The organism is Pseudomonas sp. A, from assembly GCF_056270345.1.
This window is the reverse complement of sequence record NZ_CM149873.1, coordinates 5,515,957-5,536,311: the sequence shown is the minus strand read 5'-3', so window position 1 is coordinate 5,536,311 and position 20,355 is coordinate 5,515,957. Positions and strand designations below refer to the sequence as shown.

At 64.3% G+C, this 20,355-nt stretch carries 16 protein-coding genes; 1 reads left to right on the top strand and 15 read right to left on the bottom strand.

Annotated elements, in window-relative coordinates; all coding sequences use genetic code 11:
- Nucleotides 1–170 precede the first annotated feature (170 nt).
- From AC0MAZ_RS24665 to arcD (AC0MAZ_RS24610), 12 genes are all read right to left on the bottom strand, one after another.
- Nucleotides 171–659, bottom strand: a complete 489-nt coding sequence (locus tag AC0MAZ_RS24665; protein WP_203650875.1) for an RDD family protein — start codon at nt 657–659, stop codon at nt 171–173.
- A gap of 90 nt (nt 660–749) precedes the next feature.
- A complete protein-coding gene (locus AC0MAZ_RS24660; RefSeq protein ID WP_050704121.1) occupies nt 750–962 on the bottom strand; it encodes a cold-shock protein in 213 nt (70 codons plus the stop codon).
- A gap of 347 nt (nt 963–1,309) precedes the next feature.
- A complete protein-coding gene (gcvT, locus tag AC0MAZ_RS24655) occupies nt 1,310–2,431 on the bottom strand; it encodes a glycine cleavage system aminomethyltransferase GcvT (RefSeq protein WP_475859523.1) in 1,122 nt (373 codons plus the stop codon).
- A 26-nt stretch (nt 2,432–2,457) separates the two neighbouring features.
- A complete protein-coding gene (locus tag AC0MAZ_RS24650) occupies nt 2,458–3,834 on the bottom strand; it encodes an L-serine ammonia-lyase (RefSeq protein ID WP_254464739.1) in 1,377 nt (458 codons plus the stop codon).
- 154 nt (nt 3,835–3,988) lie between these two features.
- Entirely contained in the window at nt 3,989–6,844 is a 2,856-nt protein-coding gene (gene gcvP, locus AC0MAZ_RS24645) for an aminomethyl-transferring glycine dehydrogenase (protein ID WP_475859521.1), read from the bottom strand.
- 10 nt (nt 6,845–6,854) lie between these two features.
- Nucleotides 6,855–7,238 (bottom strand): glycine cleavage system protein GcvH, encoded by a 384-nt coding sequence (gcvH, locus tag AC0MAZ_RS24640; protein WP_232855969.1) that lies wholly within the window; start codon nt 7,236–7,238, stop codon nt 6,855–6,857.
- Between the two features lie 283 nt (nt 7,239–7,521).
- Complete coding sequence (locus tag AC0MAZ_RS24635; RefSeq protein WP_254464737.1) at nt 7,522–9,030, bottom strand: sigma-54-dependent transcriptional regulator; 1,509 nt, start codon at nt 9,028–9,030, stop codon at nt 7,522–7,524.
- 176 nt (nt 9,031–9,206) lie between these two features.
- Nucleotides 9,207–9,575 carry a DUF5064 family protein gene (locus tag AC0MAZ_RS24630; protein ID WP_475859519.1) on the bottom strand — a complete coding sequence of 123 codons (369 nt, stop codon included), beginning with the start codon at nt 9,573–9,575 and terminating at the stop codon, nt 9,207–9,209.
- A 55-nt stretch (nt 9,576–9,630) separates the two neighbouring features.
- Entirely contained in the window at nt 9,631–10,560 is a 930-nt protein-coding gene (gene arcC / locus AC0MAZ_RS24625) for a carbamate kinase (RefSeq protein WP_203650896.1), read from the bottom strand.
- A 136-nt stretch (nt 10,561–10,696) separates the two neighbouring features.
- On the bottom strand, nt 10,697–11,707 hold the full coding sequence (locus AC0MAZ_RS24620; RefSeq protein WP_475859517.1) for an ornithine carbamoyltransferase: 1,011 nt from the start codon (nt 11,705–11,707) through the stop codon (nt 10,697–10,699).
- Nucleotides 11,708–11,776: 69 nt separating this feature from the next.
- Complete coding sequence (arcA, locus tag AC0MAZ_RS24615; RefSeq protein ID WP_234561712.1) at nt 11,777–13,033, bottom strand: arginine deiminase; 1,257 nt, start codon at nt 13,031–13,033, stop codon at nt 11,777–11,779.
- 33 nt (nt 13,034–13,066) lie between these two features.
- Nucleotides 13,067–14,494 carry an arginine-ornithine antiporter gene (gene arcD / locus AC0MAZ_RS24610; protein WP_203650898.1) on the bottom strand — a complete coding sequence of 476 codons (1,428 nt, stop codon included), beginning with the start codon at nt 14,492–14,494 and terminating at the stop codon, nt 13,067–13,069.
- 425 nt (nt 14,495–14,919) lie between these two features.
- Between arcD (AC0MAZ_RS24610) and arcD (AC0MAZ_RS24605) the strand changes: the two genes are divergently transcribed.
- Nucleotides 14,920–16,347: an arginine-ornithine antiporter gene (gene arcD / locus AC0MAZ_RS24605; protein WP_254464736.1), complete on the top strand. Its 1,428-nt coding sequence runs from the start codon at nt 14,920–14,922 to the stop codon at nt 16,345–16,347.
- Between the two features lie 54 nt (nt 16,348–16,401).
- Here the strand turns inward: arcD (AC0MAZ_RS24605) and AC0MAZ_RS24600 are convergent, their stop codons facing one another.
- From AC0MAZ_RS24600 to AC0MAZ_RS24590, 3 genes are all read right to left on the bottom strand, one after another.
- Nucleotides 16,402–16,815 carry a YbaN family protein gene (locus AC0MAZ_RS24600; protein WP_028691980.1) on the bottom strand — a complete coding sequence of 138 codons (414 nt, stop codon included), beginning with the start codon at nt 16,813–16,815 and terminating at the stop codon, nt 16,402–16,404.
- A 49-nt stretch (nt 16,816–16,864) separates the two neighbouring features.
- Nucleotides 16,865–17,470 carry a biliverdin-producing heme oxygenase gene (locus AC0MAZ_RS24595; RefSeq protein WP_062360424.1) on the bottom strand — a complete coding sequence of 202 codons (606 nt, stop codon included), beginning with the start codon at nt 17,468–17,470 and terminating at the stop codon, nt 16,865–16,867.
- Nucleotides 17,471–17,684: 214 nt separating this feature from the next.
- Nucleotides 17,685–20,291 (bottom strand): TonB-dependent receptor, encoded by a 2,607-nt coding sequence (locus tag AC0MAZ_RS24590; RefSeq protein WP_475859515.1) that lies wholly within the window; start codon nt 20,289–20,291, stop codon nt 17,685–17,687.
- Between the last annotated feature and the right edge of the window lie 64 nt (nt 20,292–20,355).

Genomic DNA, 20,355 nt, shown 5'->3' with positions numbered 1-20,355 from the left:
TGTGCGTAACGGGATGATCAGGATTAACTCATCCTATTGTAGGAGCGGCCTTGTGCCGCGAAAGGGGCGCAAAGCGGCCCCAGGGTCTGCGCCACAAGTCAGATTGCCGGGGCCGCTTCGCAGCCCTTTCGCGGCACAAGGCCGCTCCTACAGGGTGGTCGTCGCTCGGGCTATTTCTTGCGTTTGGGCACGCGCACCAGCTGCGTCTCGGAATAGATGTCGTGCCAGCTGCGCTGGCGCTTGTCGATCAACGACCAGAAGAACCCCAGCCCCAGGCACAGCCATGAGGCGATCGACACCACGAAACGCAGCAGCGCCTGCCACAGGCTGATGGCGCTGCCGTCGGCGTTCTGCACGCGCATGCCCCACACTTGCATGCCCAGGGTCTGGCCGCCATGGGTCCAGAATTTGGCGAAGAAGCCGAACAGGGCGAACAGCAGGATCGTCGACAGCAACGGGTCGCCATCCAGCGCGCCGGCCTCGGTCAGCTCACGCATGCGCGCCTCGCCGATGATCGCCATCTGGATCATCTTGTAGGCGCCGGCGGTGACGATCAGCAGGGCGGTGCACAGCAGGAAGTCATAGAACATCGCGGCCAGCCGGCGGCCCAGGCCGACGGGGGGGAAGTCACCCTGGGGTGAGAGCAGGGGCTTGGACATGCAGGACGGCTCCGAATGGCGAAGCCGCTATTCTACGGGTAAAAAAAAGCCCCTGCACTTGGCAGGGGCTTTTTGAATTCGGGTAATCGCTTAGGCGACAACCTGAACTTTGTCAGCCTGCAGGCCTTTCTGGCCTTGCACGGCTTCGAAGGTGACTTTCTGGCCTTCTTTCAGGCTCTTGAAGCCGTTGCCTTCGATGGCACGGAAGTGAACAAACAGATCAGCACCGCTCTCAGGGGTGATGAAGCCGTAACCTTTCTCGTCATTGAACCACTTGACGGTACCGTTCTGACGCTCAGCCATTGTCTTATTTCCTATGAAACTTGAATTTTGATGACAGTTTCTTTCACGTTCTTGTAAGTGAAAGACTACTGGGCTGGGTTGCAGGAAAGTAAGAGACGTCGAACGGGTTGTAGCAGATTGCAGCTACTGGCCCAGGTCACGAACTGTTGCGACCCATGCAAACACAGTGCGATGACTCTACGCCAACTGCCGAGCGAAAAACAAGCCCTTGCAGTGGGTGAAAATCAGGCTTTTCCCGTTAACCGAACGATTTGTCGGAAACGGCGTGGCGCCTGGGCTGGCGCTATGTTCAGAAGTTATTGGACAGGTTCGAAAACGAATATGTCGAACCCGTCCAAACCACTCATTCAGCCACGGTAGTAACGTTGTGCCACGAAAGGCATTTTGCTGACCTTAAGGGCAACTTGCTTGCCGCGGACCACAGCAAACAGAGCGGTATCCAGTGCGGCATGTTCGCTATCGACATACCCCATTGCCACCGGGGCGCCGAGCGTCGGACCAAATCCACCGCTGCACACCTGGCCGACAATTTTGCCGGTGCCGTCGACAATCTCGGCACCCTCGCGCACCGGGGTGCGTTCCTGCGGCAGCAGGCCTACGCGCTTGCGTGCAACTCCTTGTTGCTGCTGGGCGAATACGGCTGCGGCGCCGGGGAAACCACCGGCACGTGCGCCGTCGGCACGGCGCACCTTGGAGATCGCCCACAGCAGGCTGGCCGCGATCGGCGTGGTGGCCGTATTCATGTCGTGGCCATACAGGCACAGGCCGGCTTCCAGGCGCAGCGAGTCGCGTGCCCCCAGGCCGATTGGCTGTACCTCCGGCTCGGCCAGCAGGCGGCGGGCCAGGGCTTCGGTCTTGTCGGCCGGCACGGAAATCTCGAAACCGTCCTCACCGGTGTAGCCCGAGCGGCTGACATAGCAGTCGGCGCCGAGCAGTTGAACGGGCTGGAACTGCATGAACGTCATCTTCGCCACTTCCGGGGCCAGGCGCTCCAGCACCTTGACCGCCGCCGGGCCTTGCAGGGCGAGCAGGGCGCGTTCCTCGAACAGCGGCTGGATCTCGCAGCGATTGCCGATATGCTTGCGCAGGTGCGCCAGGTCCTGGTCCTTGCAGGCGGCGTTGACCACCAGGAACAGGGTGTCGTCACCGAGGTTGGCGACCATCAGGTCGTCGAGGATGCCGCCCTCGGCGTTGGTGAACATGGCGTAGCGCTGCATGCCCACCGGCAGGTCGATGATGTCCACCGGTACCAGGCTTTCCAGGGCCTGGGCGGCGTCGCTGCCGCGCAGGATGATCTGGCCCATGTGCGAGACGTCGAACAGGCCGGCCTGCTCGCGGGTGTGCAGGTGCTCCTTGAGCACGCCCAGCGGGTACTGCACCGGCATGTCGTAGCCGGCGAAGGGCACCATGCGCGCGCCCAGTTCCAGGTGCAGGGCGTGCAGCGGGGTCTTGTGCAGTGTTTCGGACATCGGTGACTCCTCGTTTTTTGTTCGGGTCAACATTCAATGATGTTGACGGCCAGACCGCCGCGGGCGGTCTCCTTGTATTTGCTTTTCATGTCGGCGCCGGTCTGACGCATGGTGCGGATGACCTTGTCGAGGGAGACGTAATGCTGCCCGTCGCCGCGCAGGGCCATGCGCACCGCGTTGATCGCCTTCACCGAGCCCATGGCGTTGCGCTCGATGCAAGGCACCTGGACCAGCCCGCCGATGGGGTCGCAGGTCAGGCCCAGGTTGTGTTCCATGCCGATCTCGGCGGCGTTTTCCACCTGCTGCGGGCTGCCGCCCATCACTTCGCACAGGGCGCCGGCGGCCATCGAGCAGGCCACGCCGACCTCGCCCTGGCAGCCGACCTCGGCACCGGAGATCGAAGCGTTTTCCTTGTAGAGGATGCCGATTGCCGCTGCAGTGAGCAGGAAGCGCACCACGCCGTCTTCATTGGCACCGGGGACGAAGCGCATGTAGTAGTGCAACACCGCCGGGACGATGCCGGCGGCGCCGTTGGTCGGCGCGGTGACCACGCGCCCGCCGTAGGCGTTTTCCTCGTTCACCGCCAGGGCATAGAGGTTGACCCAGTCGAGTACCGACAGCGCATCGCGCAGGCTGGCCTCTGGATGACGGCTGAGCTGGCGGTACAGCGCTGGTGCGCGGCGCTTGACCTTCAGGCCACCCGGCAGGATGCCCTCATGCCTGCAACCCGCCTCGACGCAGTCCTGCATCACCTGCCAGATGCGCAGCAGGCCGGCGCGGGTTTCGGCCTCCGGGCGCCAGGCGGCTTCGTTGGCCAGCATCACCTGGCTGAACGACAGCTGCTCGGTGGTGCAATGGGCCAGCAATTGCTTGCCGGTCTTGAACGGATAGGCCAGCACGGTGCTGTCCTCGACGATGCGGTCGTGGCCCGCGGCTTCTTCGTCGACCACGAAGCCGCCACCCACCGAGTAGTACTCGCGACTACGGATCTGCAGGCCGGCGGCGTCGAAGGCGCGAAAGATCATGCCGTTGGGGTGGTATTCCAGCGGCTTGCGGATCATCGCCAGGTGCTGCTTCTCGACGAAGGCGATTTCGTGCTCGCCGAGCAGGCGCAGGCGGCCGCTGTCGCGGATCGCCTGCAGGCGGGCGGGGATGGTTTCGGTGTCGACGGTGTCCGGGTGCTCGCCCTCCAGGCCCAGCAACACGGCCTTGTCGCTGCCGTGGCCCTTGCCGGTGGCGCCGAGCGAGCCGTACAGCTCGGCCTTGATGCTGACCGTGCCGGCCAGCAGGCCGTCACGGCGCAGGCCTTCGGCGAAGCGCGCGGCGGCGCGCATCGGGCCGACCGTGTGCGAGCTGGAGGGGCCGATGCCGATCTTGAACAGGTCGAAGACGCTCAGGGACATGGTGATCTCCTAACCGGCTCTTGGGGTTGATGGTGACCTTGTGGGAGCGGGTTTACCCGCGAATGCGTCGGTGAACTCACTATCGCATTCGCGGGTAAACCCGCTCCCACAGGGGCCGAGGCCCGCCTCACAGGTGTGGGCAGGCCTGGAGCTATCAAACGTCCTGATAGCTCTCGATCGACGGGCAGGCGCAGACCAGGTTGCGGTCGCCGAACACGTTGTCGACCCGGCCCACCGGCGGCCAGTACTTGCCTTCCACCAGGCTCGGCAGCGGGTACACCGCCTGCTCGCGGCTGTAGCCGTGGGTCCATTCGCCGGCCAGCTCCGCCGCGGTGTGCGGGGCGTTCTTCAGCGGGTTGTCGTCCTTGTCCAGGCTACCGTTCTCGACGGCGCGAATTTCCTCGCGGATCTGGATCATCGCGTTGCAGAAGCGGTCCAGTTCCTCTTTGGACTCGCTTTCGGTCGGTTCGATCATCAGCGTGCCGGCCACCGGGAAGGACATGGTCGGGGCGTGGAAGCCGAAGTCGATCAGGCGCTTGGCCACGTCGTCGACGCTGATGCCGCTGGTGTCCTTGAGCGGACGCAGGTCGAGGATGCATTCATGCGCCACCAGACCGTTGCTGCCGGTGTACAGCACAGGATAGTGCTCTTCCAGGCGACGGGCGATGTAGTTGGCGTTGAGGATCGCCATCTGCGAGGCGCGCTTGAGGCCGGCGCCACCCATCATTCGAATGTACATCCAGGTGATCGGCAGGATGCTGGCGCTGCCGAACGGCGCGGCGCACACGGCGCCCGTGGTGTTCTCCAGCGTCGCGTGGCCGGGCAGGAACGGCGCCAGGTGCGACTTGACGCCGATCGGGCCGACGCCCGGGCCGCCACCGCCGTGGGGGATGCAGAAGGTCTTGTGCAGGTTCAGGTGCGAGACGTCGCCGCCGAACTTGCCCGGTGCGCACAGGCCGACCATGGCGTTCATGTTGGCGCCATCGATGTACACCTGGCCGCCATTGTCGTGGATGATCGCGCAGATCTCGCCGATGGCTTCCTCGAACACGCCGTGGGTCGACGGGTAGGTGATCATGATCGCCGCCAGGCGCTCGCGGTGCTCGATGGCCTTGGCGCGCAGGTCGTCGATGTCGACGTTGCCGCGGGCGTCGCAGGCGGTGACCACCACGCGCATGCCGGCCATGTGCGCGGTGGCGGGGTTGGTGCCGTGGGCCGAGGACGGGATCAGGCAGATGTCGCGGTGGCCGTCGCCACGGCTGCGGTGGTAGGCACGGATCGCCAGGAGGCCTGCGTACTCGCCCTGGGAACCGGCGTTGGGCTGCAGCGATACGGCGTCATAGCCGGTGGCGGCGCAGAGCATGGCCTCCAGCTCGGTGGTCATCTGCAGGTAGCCCTGGCTCTGCTCGGCCGGGGCGAACGGGTGCAGGTTGCCGAACTCGGCCCAGGTCACCGGGATCATCTCGCTGGCGGCGTTGAGCTTCATGGTGCACGAGCCCAGCGGGATCATGCTGCGGTCCAGCGCCAGGTCCTTGTCGGCCAGGCGGCGCAGGTAGCGCATCAGCTCGGTTTCGCTGTGATAGCGGTTGAACACCGGGTGCTCGAGAATGGCCGACTGGCGCAGCAGGCCAGCCGGCAGGCGCACGGCGACAGTGTTGGCCAGGGCGGCGAGGTCCGGGGTGGCCTGGCCGTCGGCGAACAGCTGCCACAAGGCCTCGACATCGGCCTGGCTGCTGGTTTCGTCCAGCGACAGACCCAGATGGGCGGCGTCGACCTGGCGCAGGTTGATGCCCTGGGCGCGGGCCTTGTCGTGCAAGGCGCTGGTAGCGCTGCCGGTGGCCAGGGTCAGGGTATCGAAGAAGTCGCCGGTGACCACTTTCACGCCCAGTTTGGTCAGGCCGGTGGCCAGGATCGCGGTCAGTGCGTGGGTACGCTCGGCGATGCGCTTGAGGCCGGCCGGGCCGTGGTACACGGCGTACATGCTGGCGATGTTGGCCAGCAGCACCTGGGCGGTGCAGATGTTGCTGGTGGCCTTCTCGCGGCGGATGTGCTGTTCGCGGGTCTGCATGGCCAGGCGCAGGGCGCTCTTGCCGAAGCGGTCGATCGATACGCCGACCAGGCGCCCCGGCATGTCACGCTTGAACGCGTCGCGGGTGGCGAAGTAGGCCGCGTGCGGGCCACCGAAGCCCAGCGGCACACCGAAGCGCTGGGCGCTGCCGATGGCCACGTCGGCGTCGAATTCGCCCGGCGGGGTGAGCAGGGTCAGGGCCAGCAGGTCGGCGGCCACGGCCACCAGGGCGCCTGCGGCGTGGAAGCGCTGCACCACTTCGCGGTAGTCGAACACGTCACCGTTGCTGGCCGGGTACTGCAGCAGAGCGCCGAAGAAGGCGCTGACATCGCCCAGTTCACGCTCGTCGCCCACCACCACCTCGATGCCCAGCGGCTCGGCACGGGTGCGCAGCACGTCGAGGGTCTGCGGGTGGCAGTGCGCGGAGGCGAAGAAGGCATGGCTGGCCTTGTTCTTCGACAGGCGCTTGCAGAAGGTCATGGCTTCGGCGGCGGCGGTGGCCTCGTCGAGCAGGGAGGCGTTGGCGATCGGCAGGCCGGTGAGGTCGCTGATCAGGGTCTGGAAGTTCAGCAGCGCTTCCAGGCGGCCTTGGGAGATCTCTGGCTGGTACGGGGTGTAGGCGGTGTACCAGGCCGGGTTTTCCAGCAGGTTGCGCAGGATCGGCGCCGGGGTGTGGGTGTTGTAGTAGCCCTGGCCGATGTAGCTCTTGAACAGCTGGTTCTTGCCGGCGATGGCTTTCAGCGCGGCGAGGGCGTCGGCCTCGCTCTGGCCGTCTTCGCTGCCGAGCACGCTGGTGCCCTTGATGCTGTCGGGAATGACCGCGGCGGTCATCGCTTCCAGCGAGTCGAAGCCCAGGGTGGTGAGCATGGCCTGCTCGTCAGCGGCGCGCGGGCCGATGTGACGGGCGACGAATTCGTTGGCGGTGCCGAGGTTGATGGTCATGGTGGATACCTCAGGCGTCGTCGTTGGCTTTGATCAGGCGGTCGTAGGCGTCCTGGTCGAGCAGGGCGTTCACTTCGTTCATGTCGGCGGGGATGAAGCGGAAGAACCAGCCTTCGCCCAAAGGGTCTTCGTTGACCAGCTCGGGGCTGTCGTTCAGGCCTTCGTTGACCGCGACCACTTCGCCGGTCAGCGGCATGTACACGCCACTGGCGGCCTTTACCGATTCCACGGTGGAGGCTTCGGCGCCCTTGTCGTACTGCTGCAGTTCCGGCAGTTGCACATAGACCACGTCGCCGAGGGCGTTCTGGGCGTAGGCGGTGATGCCTACGGTGACGCTGCCGTCGGCTTCGACGCGCAGCCATTCGTGATCTTCGGTGAAACGCAACTCGCTCATGGGAATTCCTCGGGAAGCAGGGGGCGTTGGGCGCGGTAGGCTCCGCGCTCTTAAGGTTGGAATTCCCTTAGCAATAATGTGGCCAGTTATTAAAAGTCCTTATAAATCAATAATTTAAAATTAATCTGTAGGCGCTCTGTCATTCTTGTGGAATGAAAACGATACAGATGGGCTGGGAATCAAAAGCGTTGTGGGATCAAACCCTTGCAAAGGCGCATGCAAATGGGTGTGTATCGATATCGATACATAGGAATGAATTCGTTACATGACGACGTCGCGCGATTCAGCCTCGGGTTGGAATTCCATATTTTCGCAAGCGCTGGGCAATGGCCGTGTGCGAAGTCTGCAAGCGTCCGGCCAACTGCCGGGTCGAGGGGTAGCTGGCGTACAGCCGCTGCAACAGTTCGCGCTCGAAATCCCCCACCGCCTGTTCCAGGCTGGCCACCTCGCCATCCTGCCCGCGTGCCACCGAGGTGCCAGCGATGTCCAGGTCATCGATATCCACCACGTTGCTTTCACAGATGGCCGCGGCGCGGAAGATCACGTTCTGTAGCTGGCGCACGTTGCCCGGCCAGGGATTGGCCAGCAGTGCCGGATGCGTGGCAGGCGCCAGCCGGCAGGCTGGGCGCTGGATCTGGGTGCAGGCCTGCTGCATGAAGAACTGCGCCAGCGACAGGATGTCCTGGCCGCGATCGCGCAGCGGCGGGACCTGCAGGTTGAGCACATTGAGGCGGTAGAACAGGTCTTCGCGGAAGGTGCCTTCGCCGACCATGCGCTCCAGGTCGCGGTGGGTGGCGCTGATGATGCGCACGTCCACCTTCACCTCGCGGTCGCCGCCCACGCGGCGGAAGCTGCCATCGCTGAGAAACCGCAGCAGCTTGGCTTGCAGGTAGGGCGACATCTCGCCGATCTCGTCGAGGAACACCGTGCCCTGGTTGGCCAGCTCCATCAGCCCGGGCTTGCCACCACGTTGCGCGCCGGTGAAAGCGCCGGGGGCGTAGCCGAACAGTTCGCTCTCGGCCAGGCTCTCGGGCAGCGCGGCGCAGTTGAGCGCCAGGAACGGCGAGGCATGGCGGCTGCTGATGGCATGGCAGGCTCGGGCCACCAGCTCCTTGCCGGTACCGGTCTCGCCGTGCACCAGCAGTGGTGCGTCGAGGGTGGCCACGCGCAGGGCGCGGGCCTTGAGGGTGCGGATGGCCGGGGAGTCGCCGAGCATGGCGTCGAAACCTTCGGCATGGTCGTGGTGCAGGGCCGACAGGCGCTCACCCATGCGGTTGGGCGGGTACAGGGTCAGCAGGCCGCCGGCGTGGGTGATCGGCGTGGCGTCGAGCAGCAGGCTCTGGCCGTTGAGCTGCATCTCGCGCATGGGCAGGTGGAAGTTGTTGTCCAGCAGGGCCTGGAGCAGGTCGGGATCGCCGAACAGCTCGCCCACCGAGCGCCCGGCTGACTCGCGCCCGCACAGGGCGATCAGCGCCGGGTTGGCCAGCAGCACCTTGCCTGCGCTGTCCACCGCCAGCACCGGGTCGCTCATGGCGGCGAGCAGGGCGTCGAGTTGCAGGTGGCGGCGCTGGCCGGGGAGGATGTCGACCACTTGCACCGACTGTACGCCGCGCACCTCGAACAGGGCGTCGTGTAGCTCTTCGAGCACGGCGGGGCTCAGGGTCGGGGCATCGATGTAGACGTTCGGCGGGACCATCTCCACGGCATCGAGGTTGAGGTTGCGGGCACCGAGCAGGGCCAGGACTTCCTGGGTGATGCCGACGCGGTCGATGAAGCTGACGTGGATGCGCATGATGAGCGAGGCTTTGGCCGGGATGGGCGTCAGTATGCCTTGCGATGTCGTTCTAGCCCACTATTGCCGGGGCTGCTGCGCAGCCCTTTCGCGGCACAAGGCCGCTCCTACAGGTGCGTTCGATCCCTGTAGGAGCGGCCTTGTGCCGCGAAAGGGCCGCGCAGCGGCCCCGAGGATCACTCCAGATGCTCTGGCTTGATCGGGTCACCCGATTTCACATCCAGCTTGGTGCGAATGTCTTCGAACATGTAGTCATACAGCTTGTGCGGCGAACCGAGGTTCTCGAACTTCTTCGGTGGCGGCAGGAACGACTGGGCCTTGCGGCTCAACTGCATCAGAAAGCTCGGCAGCACCTGGTCCTTGGCCAGGAAGAACTGTTCGTCCACCGCCTTGCCTTCGATCTTGCCATGCATGCGGAACTGGATGCCGCGGCCTTCACTCGGGTCCGACACGGCCTCGTAGTCGATGCACAGGTCGTAGCTGTGGTCGTTGGTGTTCAGCGCGGTGCGCTCGATATGCACGTGACCAGGTTGATACTGGGCCATGGCGAGTCCTCCGGAAGGTTGAAAACGGCGGGTGCCAGGCACCCGCCAACTGCATTCAACGGTAGCTGATACCGGGCTTGGCGGTGGAAACCCGCGTGCCGGCGGTGCCCTTGACGATGTCCTCGATGTTCTCCAGCGAGCTGATCACCGCCACCTTGCCGGTGTTGCGCGCAAAGTCGCAGGCGGCCTGGACCTTCGGCCCCATGGAGCCGGCGGCAAAGCCCAGTTTTTCGAGCTCGTCCGGATGAGCCTGGGCGATGGCTTTTTTCGTCGGTTTACCGAAATCAATGTACGCCGCGTCGACGTCGGTGGCGATGATCAGCAGGTCGGCTTCCAGTTGTTCGGCGAGCAGCGCCGAGCACAGGTCCTTGTCGATCACCGCCTCGATGCCCTTGAGCTTGCGGTTCTCGTCATACATGGTGGGGATGCCGCCGCCGCCGGCGCAGATCACGATGCTGCTCTTCTCCAGCAGCCACTTGATCGGGCGGATCTCGAAGATGCGCTTGGGTTTCGGGCTGGCCACCACGCGGCGGTACTTGTCGCCGTCGGGCTTGACCACCCAGCCTTTTTCCTTGGCCAGGCGTTCGGCCTCGTCCTTGGCGTAGACCGGGCCGATGAACTTGGTCGGGTCCTTGAACGCCGGGTCGTTGGCGTCCACTTCCACCTGGGTGAGCAGGGTGGCGAACGGCACCTCGAAGGCCAGCAGGTTGCCCAGCTCCTGTTCGATCATGTAGCCGATCATGCCTTCGGTCTCGGCGCCGAGCACGTCCAGCGGATAGGCTTCATCCGGCTTGTACGACAGCCCCTGCAGCGACAGCAGGCCGACCTGCGGGCCGTTGCCGTGGGCGATGACCAGTTCGTTGCCGGGGTGGATCTTGGCGATCTGCTCGGTGGCGGTGCGGATATTGGCGCGCTGGTTGTCGGCGGTCATCGGTTCGCCGCGGCGCAGCAGGGCGTTGCCGCCCAATGCAACAACGATACGCATGGGGAATGTCCTTTAAACGGGGAGTGACGATCCTGTGGGAGCGGGTTTACCCGCGAATGCGTCAGCAGGGCCAGCGATGTCGTCTGGGCTGGCCCTTTCGCGGGTGAACCCGCTCCCACAGGGATCGAGGATGGCCTTAGAGGTCAGCCAGGGTCGACACCAGGATCGCCTTGATCGTATGCATGCGATTCTCCGCCTGCTCGAAGGCGATGCACGCCGGCGACTCGAACACGTCATCGGTCACTTCGATGCCGTTGGCCAGGTCCGGGTACTGCTCGGCGATCTGCTTGCCGACCTTGGTCTCGGAGTTGTGGAACGCCGGCAGGCAGTGCATGAACTTGGTCCGTGGGTTGCCGGTGGCCTTCATCAGTTCCTTGTTCACCTGATAGGGCTTGAGCTGTTTGATGCGCTCGCCCCAGGCTTCGATCGGCTCGCCCATCGATACCCAGACGTCGGTGTGGACGAAGTCCACGCCCTTGACCGCGGCTTTCGGGTCTTCGGTCAGGGTGATGCGCGCGCCGCTTTCCTCGGCGTACTTGTGGCAGCGCTCGACCAGGTCGTCATGGGGCCACAGGGCCTTGGGCGCGGCGATGCGCACGTCCATGCCGAGCTTGGCGCCGATTAGCAGCAGCGAGTTGCCCATGTTGTTGCGGGCGTCGCCCAGGTAGGCGTAGCTGATGTCGTGCAGCGGCTTGTCGCTGTTCTCGCGCATGGTCAGCACGTCGGCGATCATCTGGGTCGGGTGGTATTCGTCGGTCAGGCCGTTGAACACCGGCACGCCGGCGAACTTGGCCAGTTCCTCGACGATCTCCTGCTTGAAGCCCCGGTACTCGATGGCGTCGTACATGCGCCCGAGCACGCGGGCGGTGTCCTTCATGCTCTCCTTGTGGCCGATCTGCGAGGAGTTGGGGTCGATGTAGGTGACGTTGGCGCCCTGGTCGTAGGCGGCGACTTCGAAGGCGCAGCGGGTGCGGGTCGAGGTCTTCTCGAAGATCAGGGCGATGTTGTTGCCCTTCAGGTGCTGCTGCTCGGTGCCGGTGTACTTGGCGCGCTTGAGGTCGCGGGACAGGTCCAGCAGGTAGCGCAGCTCGCGGGTGCTGTGGTGTTCGAGGCTGAGCAGGTTGCGGTTGTGGATATTGAACGCCATGACGGTTCTCCTTGGATTCGGTGAGGTGCCCGGCCGCTGCCTCGTGGGCGCGGCCGGTTTCGATGGGCGTTAGTAGTCGATAGGGTCGCGCACGATCGGGCAGGTCATGCAGTGGCCGCCGCCGCGGCCCCGGCCCAGCTCGCCGGCGCTGATGGTGATGACCTCGATCCCGGCCTTGCGCAGCAGGGTGTTGGTGTAGGTGTTGCGGTCGTAGCCAATGACCACGCCGGGTTCCACGGCCACCACGTTGTTGCCGTCATCCCATTGTTCGCGTTCGGCGGCGAAGCTGTTGCCGCCGGTCTCGACCACGCGCAATTTCTTGAGGTTGAGCGATTCGGCGACCACCTCGATGAATGATTTGTTCTCGCGGCGCACATCCATGCCATAAGGCTTGCTGCTATCAGGACGGATCACGAACGGCACGATTTCCTTGACCACTTCGGGGAAGACGGTGACCAGATCGCGGTCGCAGAAGCTGAACACGGTGTCCAGGTGCATCGCTGCGCGGGACTTCGGCAGCCCGGCGACCACCACCTTCTCTACCGCACCCTTGGCGAACAGCGATTGCGCCAGTTGGCCGATGGCCTGGCGCGAGCTGCGCTCTCCCATGCCGATCAGCACGACACCATTGCCGATCGGCATCACATCGCCGCCTTCAAGGGTAGCTTTGCCGTGGTCCTTGTCCGGGTCGCCGTACCAGACTTCAAAGTCGGCATTGGTAAATTCGGGGTGGAACTTGTAGATGGCGCTGGTCAACAGAGTCTCTTGGCGTCGCGCCGGCCAGTACATCGGGTTGAGGGTAACGCCACCGTAAATCCAGCAAGTGGTGTCACGGGTGAACTGGGTATTGGGCAGCGGGTCGAGCAGGAAACTGGAGTGGCCGAGGTAATCGCGATACATCTTGATCACGCTCGCGCCTTCGCTGTCGGGCAGGTCTTCACCTGCCACGCCGCCGATCAGGAACTCGGCCAACTTGCGCGGCTCGAGGCCTTCGAGCCAGCTGCGCACTTCGTTTTTCAGGCCGATGCCGACAGTGTCGTCGGTGATCTTGCGATCGAGAATCCACTTCAGTGCTTCGGGATTCTGGATGGTCTCGGTCAACAGATTGTGCATTTCCAGCACTTCGATGCCGCGCTCGCGCATCTTGGTGACGAAATCGAAGTGGTCGCGCTTGGCCTGGTTGACCCAGATGACGTCATCGAACAGCAACTCGTCGCAGTTGCTCGGGGTCAGGCGCTGGTGCGCAAGGCCTGGGCTGCAGACCATCACTTTGCGCAGTTTGCCGGCTTCGGAGTGAACGCCGTATTTCTGTTTCTCAGTGGACATGGTGAATCCTCCTGTAAAGCGAAGACGTGGGGTTCAGAGAGTCAGGAAGCCGTCGTACAGGCCGTAGGCCGCCACCAGGGCGCCCGCGACCACGGCGGCGAAGATCAGTTTTTCCACGCTGGTGAAGATCGGTTGGCCGACCTCGCGCTTGGCCTTGGCGAACAGGATCGCGCCAGGGGCGTAGAGCAGGGCCGAGAGCAGCAGGTATTTCACGCCGCCGGCGTACAGCAGCCAGATTGCGTAGAGCAGGGCGATGCCGCCGATGATCAGGTCTTTCTTGCGTTCGGCCAGGGCCTGTTCGTAGGTCTCGTTGCGCCAGGCCAGCAGGAAGGCGTAGGCCGCCGACCACAGGTAAGGCACCAGGATCATCGAGGTGGCGAGGTAGATCAGCGACAGGTAGGTGCTGTTGGAGAACAGGGTGATGACCAGGAAGATCTGCACCATGGCGTTGGTCAGCCACAGGGCGTTGGCCGGCACATGGTTGGCGTTCTCGCGGCGCAGGAACTCCGGCATGGTGTGGTCCTTGGCGGCGGCGAACATGATCTCGGCGCACAGCAGCACCCACGACAGCAGGGCGCCCAGCAGCGAGATGATCAGGCCGACGCTGATCAGCACCGCGCCCCAGTGGCCGACCACGTGTTCAAGCACCGCGGCCATCGATGGGTTCTGCAGCTTGGCCAGCTCCGGTTGGGTCATCACGCCGAGCGACAGCACGTTGACCAGCACCAGGAACAGCAGCACGGTGACGAAGCCGATGACCGTGGCCTTGCCGACGTCGGAGCGTTTTTCCGCACGGGAAGAGAAGATGCTCGCGCCTTCGATGCCGATGAACACCCACACGGTGACCAGCATCATGTTGCGCACCTGGTTCATCACGCTGCCCAGGTCCGGCGTGCCGACGGCCCAGATGTCCGCGGTAAACACATCAAGCTTGAAGGCGAACAGGCAGATCAGCGCGAACAGCGCCAGCGGCACGACCTTGGCCACGGTGGTGACCAGGTTGATGAAGGCGGCTTCCTTGATGCCGCGCAGCACCAGGAAGTGCACCGCCCACAGCAGAACGGAAGCACCGATCACCGCCGCGGGAGTGTTGCCTTCACCGAATACCGGGAAGAAATACCCCAAGGTGCTGAACAGCAGCACGAAGTAGCCGACGTTGCCCAGCCAGGCACTGATCCAGTAGCCCCAGGCCGAGGAGAAACCCATGTAGTCGCCGAAGCCGGCCTTGGCGTAGGCGTATACCCCGCCGTCAAGGTTTGGCTTGCGGTTGGCCAGGGTCTGGAAGACGAAGGCGAGGGTGAGCATGCCCACCGCGGTGATGGCCCAGCCGATCAGCACGGCGCCGACGCCGGCGCTGGCGGCCATGTTCTGCGGCAACGAGAAGATCCCGCCACCGATCATCGAGCCGACGACAAGTGCAACAAGTGCACCTAGTTTTAGTTTTCCGGGAGAATCAGACATTTAACGACTCCGTACCAGGAGAAAGTTGACCTCAGAATAAATCTGACGCCTGGATCATTCGCTGACTTAGATCAGTTCATGCCCGCATGAAGATCAGAAAAATCCTTCACGCGCCTCCTGGAGGATGCCGACAGCTCTGACGCAGGCCTTGTGCGCTGGCACCTCCATGTCCTTCTAGAGCAAACGCTCCGTTTCGCCTGCGAACTGAGAAGTTAGTCCGTTTTGCGGTTTTCGCAAATTTTTCACAGCAAATAGCGACGGGTTTAGACGATCCGCAAAGTAGTCGACTAATGTGATTTTTATTAAGGTGTCGCTATAGACAACATGGTTATGAGTGCTATAGGTTTAATGGCTTTATTTGATAAAAAACTTGTAACAATAATGTCGGCCAATACGTTCACGCGCGCCCGCGCACGAGGAGCCCCATGAGCGAACCGGGACAGAAACTGCGTCTAGGGGCGCTGATCGCGCTGGTGGTCGGCTCGATGATCGGTGGCGGGATCTTCTCGTTGCCGCAGAACATGGCCGCCCGTGCCGATGTCGGGGCGGTGCTGATCGGCTGGGGCATCACCGCGGTGGGGATGCTGGCGCTGGCCTTCGTGTTCCAGACCCTGGCTAACCGCAAGCCGGAGCTGGACTCCGGGGTGTATGCCTACGCCAAGGCCGGCTTTGGTGATTACATGGGTTTCTCCTCGGCTTGGGGCTACTGGATCAGCGCCTGGCTGGGCAACGTCGGCTACTTCGTGCTGCTGTTCAGCACCCTCGGCTTTTACTTTCCAGTGTTCGGCGAAGGCAACACGCCGGTGGCCATCGGCTGCGCCTCGCTGCTGCTGTGGGCGGTGCATTTCCTGGTGCTGCGCGGCATCAAGGAAGCCGCCTTCATCAACCAGGTGACCACCGTGGCCAAGGTCGTGCCGCTGCTGATGTTCATCGTCATCGCCGCCTTCGCCTTTCGCGCCGACATCTTCACCCGCGACATCTGGGGGCTGAGCAATCCGCAGTTCGGCAGCGTGCTGGAGCAGGTGCGCAACATGATGCTGGTGACAGTGTTCGTGTTTATCGGTATCGAGGGCGCGAGTGTCTATTCGGGGCGGGCGCTGCACCGCTCGGACGTGGGCAAGGCCACCGTGGTCGGTTTTCTCGGCGTGCTGGCGCTGCTGGTGTTGGTCAACGTGCTGTCGCTGGGGGTGATGACCCAGCCGGAGCTGGCTGGCTTGCAGAACCCCTCGCTGGCCTCGGTGCTGGAGCATATCGTCGGGCCCTGGGGGGCGCTGTTGATCAGCATCGGCCTGGCGGTGTCGCTGCTTGGGGCATTGCTGTCGTGGGCGCTGCTGTGCGCCGAGATCCTCTATGCCACCGCCCGGGACAAGACCATGCCGCGCTTCCTGGCGCGGGAGAACGCCAACCAGGTACCGGCCAACGCGCTATGGCTGACCAATGTGATGATCCAGGGCTTCCTGCTGATCACGCTGTTCTCGGCGGGGACCTACACCAGCCTGATCTACCTGGCGTCGTCGATGATCCTGGTGCCGTATTTCTGGTCGGCGGCCTACGCCGTGCTGCTGGCCTGGCGTGGCGAAGGCTACCAGGGACAGGCGGGGCTGCGGCGCAAGGACCTGCTGGTGGCGGCGGTCGCGCTGCTGTACGCGGTCTGGCTGCTGTATGCCGGTGGGCTCAAGTACGTGTTGCTGTCGGCGCTGCTGTATGCGCCCGGGGTGATCCTGTTCGCCCGGGCCAAGCGCGAGCAGGGGCAGGTGCTGTTCAGCGCGTGGGAGAAACTGATCTTCGCGGCGGTGCTGGCGGGGGCGGGGCTGGCGGCGTATGCCCTGTACTCGGGGTTGTTGAGCCTTTGACCTTGCAGGTGCCGACTCAACGGCGGTGTCCTTTGGCGCTGTGGCGCAAATGAATCAACCTTGCAGTTCGACGGCGCCTGGTGGCGTCGGACGTTCCGGGCGCGACCAGATCCACAGGTTGCCCAGGGTCATGCCGGCGATGGCGAGGAACACCGGCCAGTGGTGTTCGAGCACGGTCAGCATCAGGCCGGCGCACAGCAGCATGCTGATGGTCGCGCTGACCTTGGCGCGGCGCTGGATCACCTTGCCGTTGCGCCAATTGTAGAGGATCGGGCCGAACAGCCGGTGGTTCTCCAGCCAGGCGGACAGGCGCGGCGAGCTGCGGGTCGCGGCCCAGGCGGCGAGGAGGATGAACTCGGTGGTGGGCAGTCCGGGAATGACGATGGCCACGAGGCCGATGCCCAGGCTGACATAGGCCAGGATCGCGTAGAGCAGGCGGGACAGTTTCGAGCGGGCGATTCGGGTCATGGTCTCACTGCAACGGTGTGGCCGCCCGTGGGCGGCCGGGTAAAGCGTGTCAGGCCAGCGCGGCGTCGGCGGCGTAGGCATGCTTGAGCAGCTCGGTGAAGCGCTCGAAGGCGGCAACCGCGCCACGCTCGGCGGCGGCGTCTTCCTCGGGCGACAGGTCCAGGCTGTCGAGGATGCGGGTGAACTGCTTCCAGCCTTCGGCACGGCCGCCGGCCGGCTCGCCCAGGTGACGGGCACCGAAGGTCTCGGACAGCTCCAGGGCCACGGCACGCTTGATCAGGAACGCGGCGCCCAGTTTGGAGCCTTCGGAGACGAAGATCCAGCCCAGTGCCTCGCCCAGGCTCGGCTTGCCCAGGGCGCCGGCGAAGGGCGCGGGCACTTCGGTGTCGAGGTCGGCCAGGTCCAGGCGGGCCTGCTCGGCGCGGCAGCGCGCGGCGAGGTCGGGCACGATGGCGATCAGTTGCGGGTCGGTGTACAGCGCCTGCAGCTCGGACTGGAACAGGTACTGGGCAACCACGAAGCGGGCGAAGCTTTCACGGCTGTCGAACGGCTTGTGCGACTTGACCAGGGCGTCCAGCTCGGTGTGCGGGGCGTGGGTGACCTGGTTCAGGCGCTGGGAGCGCAGGGCGGCGCGTTCGGTGGAAGGGGCGGTCATGGGGGCATCCTTGGAAAATGGGGCTGTCTAGTGACAAGACGAAAAGGAAGACGCGGGACAGTAAAAAAACCTCACCTGCGAAGTGAAATCATTCGCAAAACGTGTTTGCTGCTATTCGCGGGTAAACCCGCTCCCACAGGTCTTGCGAGCGACGCGGAACCTGTGGGAGCGGGTTTACCCGCGAAGAAAACAGCGACGGTGTTGGGTCCAGGCCTCAGATATCCCACACCAGGTTGATGGCGAAGTTGCGCCCCGGCGCGGTCAGGCGGTCCAGGTTGGCCGGCTGGGTGACGGCAGCTTCGCCCACACCGTTCTGGTCACCGACCATGGCGTACTTGCGCACGTCATCCCACTGCCAGTATTTCTTGTCGGCCAGGTTGTACACGCCGCCGTTGACGGTCAGGTCGTCGGTGATCCGGTAGAAGCCGGTCAGGTCCAGCACGCCGTAGCCGGGCGTGCGGAAGTTCGAGCTGGAACCGTCGGGGGCGAAGAACTTGGTGTCGTCCACGCGGTTCTTGCGCTTGACCACGGTCCAGCTGAGCTGGGTGCCATAGTCGACCTGCTCGTAGCCCAGGCCGAACACGCCGGTCAGCGGGTTGACGCTGTTCAGCGGTTGGCCGGTGTCGTCGTTGCGCCCGTAGGCATAGGCGATGGAGCCGACGGTGTACAGGCCTTCAGGCGCGCCGAAGCGGTCCAGGTTGAGGCGGCCCTTGACTTCGGCGCCCTTGATGGTGGCGTGCTTGATGTTGTTGGCCTGGAAGGAGGTCCCCAGGTTGGTCGACTGCACGGCCTCTTCGTTGATGAAATCGCGGTACTTGTTGTAGAACACCGCGACATCGAAGTTGCCGGCGTCGAAGTTGCCGCGCAGGCCGGTTTCGTAGCTCTTGCTCTTCTCCGGCTCCAGCCCTGGGTTGGGCTCGACCACATAGCCGCCGGCGAGGTTTTCGAAGCGGCCCCAGATCGCCTTGGCGCTCGGTGTGCGGAAACCTTCGGCGTACTGCCCGTACCAGGTGTAGTTGTCGTTGAAGGCATAGGTCACGCCCAGCTTGGGCGATACGCGGTGCCATTTCTTGTCGTCGTCGTTCAGACGGCTTTGCCCGGTGGGGCTGGTGCTCTGCACGCCGCGCAGGTATTCGGCGGTCATCTTCGGATCGATGCGGGTGTAGTCGTAGCGAGCGCCCGGCAGGAAGGTCCAGTTGTTCCAGCGGATCTCGTCCTGGGCGAACAGGCTGTAGGTGTTGACGGTCGGATCCGGGAAGTCGCTGACCGGTGCCGGGGTGTCGGCCGGGCTGATCTGGCCGATGAATCGGCAGGCGCCGCCCACCACCAGGCAGGTGCCCTTGCCGGTGCGCAGGCCGGTGATCTTTTCGTGCTTGAGCGTGGTGCCGTAAGTGAGCAGGTGGTCGGTTTCACCGATGCGGAACGCCTTGTCCAGCTGGGCATCAAGCACCCATTGGCGGTCCTTGTAGGTGGTGTCGCGTTCGCGCAGCACCGTGCGGCTGAACGGGAAGTAGATTTCCGAGGTTGCCTGGTCGGTCTTGGCGATCTGGTAGTTCAGGCTCCACTTGACGTGGTCGGCGACCAGCGAATCCAGGCCGAATTCATGATTGATGCCGAAACGCTCGCGGGTGACGGTATCGTTGCCGGTGCGGCTGCGGTACATGCCCAGGGGCGAGCCGCCGTTGAACGGTCCGCCCACTGCGCTGAGGATGTTCTGGTCGCGATCATCCTTGTAGTGCTCGTAGGTCAGCCCGAACCGCGCGTCGTCGGCGTAGTTCCAGCCCAGCTTGGCCAGCACGTTGGTGGTGCGAACGTCTTCGGGGTTGGCTTTGGTCCGGTTGATGCCGGCACCGCCATGCCCGCCATAGGACTCGGTCTCGTGGCCATTGCGCTGGCTCAGGTGCAGCAGGCCGTCGAAGTCACCCTGGCGGCCCGCTACGGTGGCCGAGGTCAGCCAGCTTTCGTCGGCGGAGCTGTAGCCGGTCTTCAGGCGTGCGCCGACATCCTTGCCTGGCTTGATGATGTCTTCCGGGTCGAGGGTGTAGTAGCTCACCGCGCCGCCAATGGCGTTGCTGCCGTACAGCACGGAGGCCGGGCCGCGCAGGATCTCCACGCGCTTGACGATCTCGGGGTCGACATAGTTGCGCTGGGTCTGGGCGTAGGGGCCGTTGAAGAAGCTGTCGGGAATCGACACGCCGTCCACCTGGGTCAGCACCCGGTCGCCATCGATACCGCGGATGTTGTAGCCGTTCAGGCCGCTGCGCTGGCCGGTGCCGGACACCGATACACCGGGTTCGTAGCGCACCAGTTGCTTGATGTCGTTGACGTTCTGCCGGTCCAGTTGCTCACGGGTCTGCACGCTGACGGTGCTCGGTACCTGGCTGACATCCTGGGCGCTGCGGGTGGCGCTGACGGTCACCTGTTGCAGGGCGATGGTGTTGCCGGCGGACTGGCGCTCGAGCACCACGTTGCCGTTGCCGATCTTGCGGTAGCCCAGGCCGGTGCCGCGCAGCAGGCGCTGCAGCGCGGCCTCTGGTGCCAGCGAGCCCTGCACGCCCGGCGAGGCCACGCCCTCGGCCAGCTCGGCGCTGAAGCCGACCTGCCAGCCGGTCACCTTGCTGAACGCGTTGATGGCCTCGACCAGTGGCTGCTGGGTGATGGCGAAGCGGTAGTCGCCCATGCGCGGGCTGCTCGCCTGGGCCGGTTCCACGGCCAGTGCCGGCAGGCTGCAGGCGCCGCTGGCGAGCAGGGCCAGGGTCAACAGGGACAATTGCCCGCGACGGCGGGAAGAAGAGGACGGGCGGGTCTGACCTGTGGGCATCGAAAGCGCTCCCTGTCGCGCGTGAGTTATAAGCGGTGCTTGTTCTCGTTTTCGAACGAGAATC

Coding starts and splice junctions, on each gene's coding strand:
- AC0MAZ_RS24665 (WP_203650875.1), bottom strand. CDS start 659: ATGTCCAAGCCCCTGCTCTCACCCCAGGGTGACTTCCCCCCCGTCGGC.
- AC0MAZ_RS24660 (WP_050704121.1), bottom strand. CDS start 962: ATGGCTGAGCGTCAGAACGGTACCGTCAAGTGGTTCAATGACGAGAAA.
- gcvT (WP_475859523.1), bottom strand. CDS start 2,431: ATGTCCGAAACACTGCACAAGACCCCGCTGCACGCCCTGCACCTGGAA.
- AC0MAZ_RS24650 (WP_254464739.1), bottom strand. CDS start 3,834: ATGTCCCTGAGCGTCTTCGACCTGTTCAAGATCGGCATCGGCCCCTCC.
- gcvP (WP_475859521.1), bottom strand. CDS start 6,844: ATGACCATCAACCTCGGCACCGCCAACGAATTCGTCGCCCGTCACATC.
- gcvH (WP_232855969.1), bottom strand. CDS start 7,238: ATGAGCGAGTTGCGTTTCACCGAAGATCACGAATGGCTGCGCGTCGAA.
- AC0MAZ_RS24635 (WP_254464737.1), bottom strand. CDS start 9,030: ATGCGCATCCACGTCAGCTTCATCGACCGCGTCGGCATCACCCAGGAA.
- AC0MAZ_RS24630 (WP_475859519.1), bottom strand. CDS start 9,575: ATGGCCCAGTATCAACCTGGTCACGTGCATATCGAGCGCACCGCGCTG.
- arcC (WP_203650896.1), bottom strand. CDS start 10,560: ATGCGTATCGTTGTTGCATTGGGCGGCAACGCCCTGCTGCGCCGCGGC.
- AC0MAZ_RS24620 (WP_475859517.1), bottom strand. CDS start 11,707: ATGGCGTTCAATATCCACAACCGCAACCTGCTCAGCCTCGAACACCAC.
- arcA (WP_234561712.1), bottom strand. CDS start 13,033: ATGTCCACTGAGAAACAGAAATACGGCGTTCACTCCGAAGCCGGCAAA.
- arcD (WP_203650898.1), bottom strand. CDS start 14,494: ATGTCTGATTCTCCCGGAAAACTAAAACTAGGTGCACTTGTTGCACTT.
- arcD (WP_254464736.1), top strand. CDS start 14,920: ATGAGCGAACCGGGACAGAAACTGCGTCTAGGGGCGCTGATCGCGCTG.
- AC0MAZ_RS24600 (WP_028691980.1), bottom strand. CDS start 16,815: ATGACCCGAATCGCCCGCTCGAAACTGTCCCGCCTGCTCTACGCGATC.
- AC0MAZ_RS24595 (WP_062360424.1), bottom strand. CDS start 17,470: ATGACCGCCCCTTCCACCGAACGCGCCGCCCTGCGCTCCCAGCGCCTG.
- AC0MAZ_RS24590 (WP_475859515.1), bottom strand. CDS start 20,291: ATGCCCACAGGTCAGACCCGCCCGTCCTCTTCTTCCCGCCGTCGCGGG.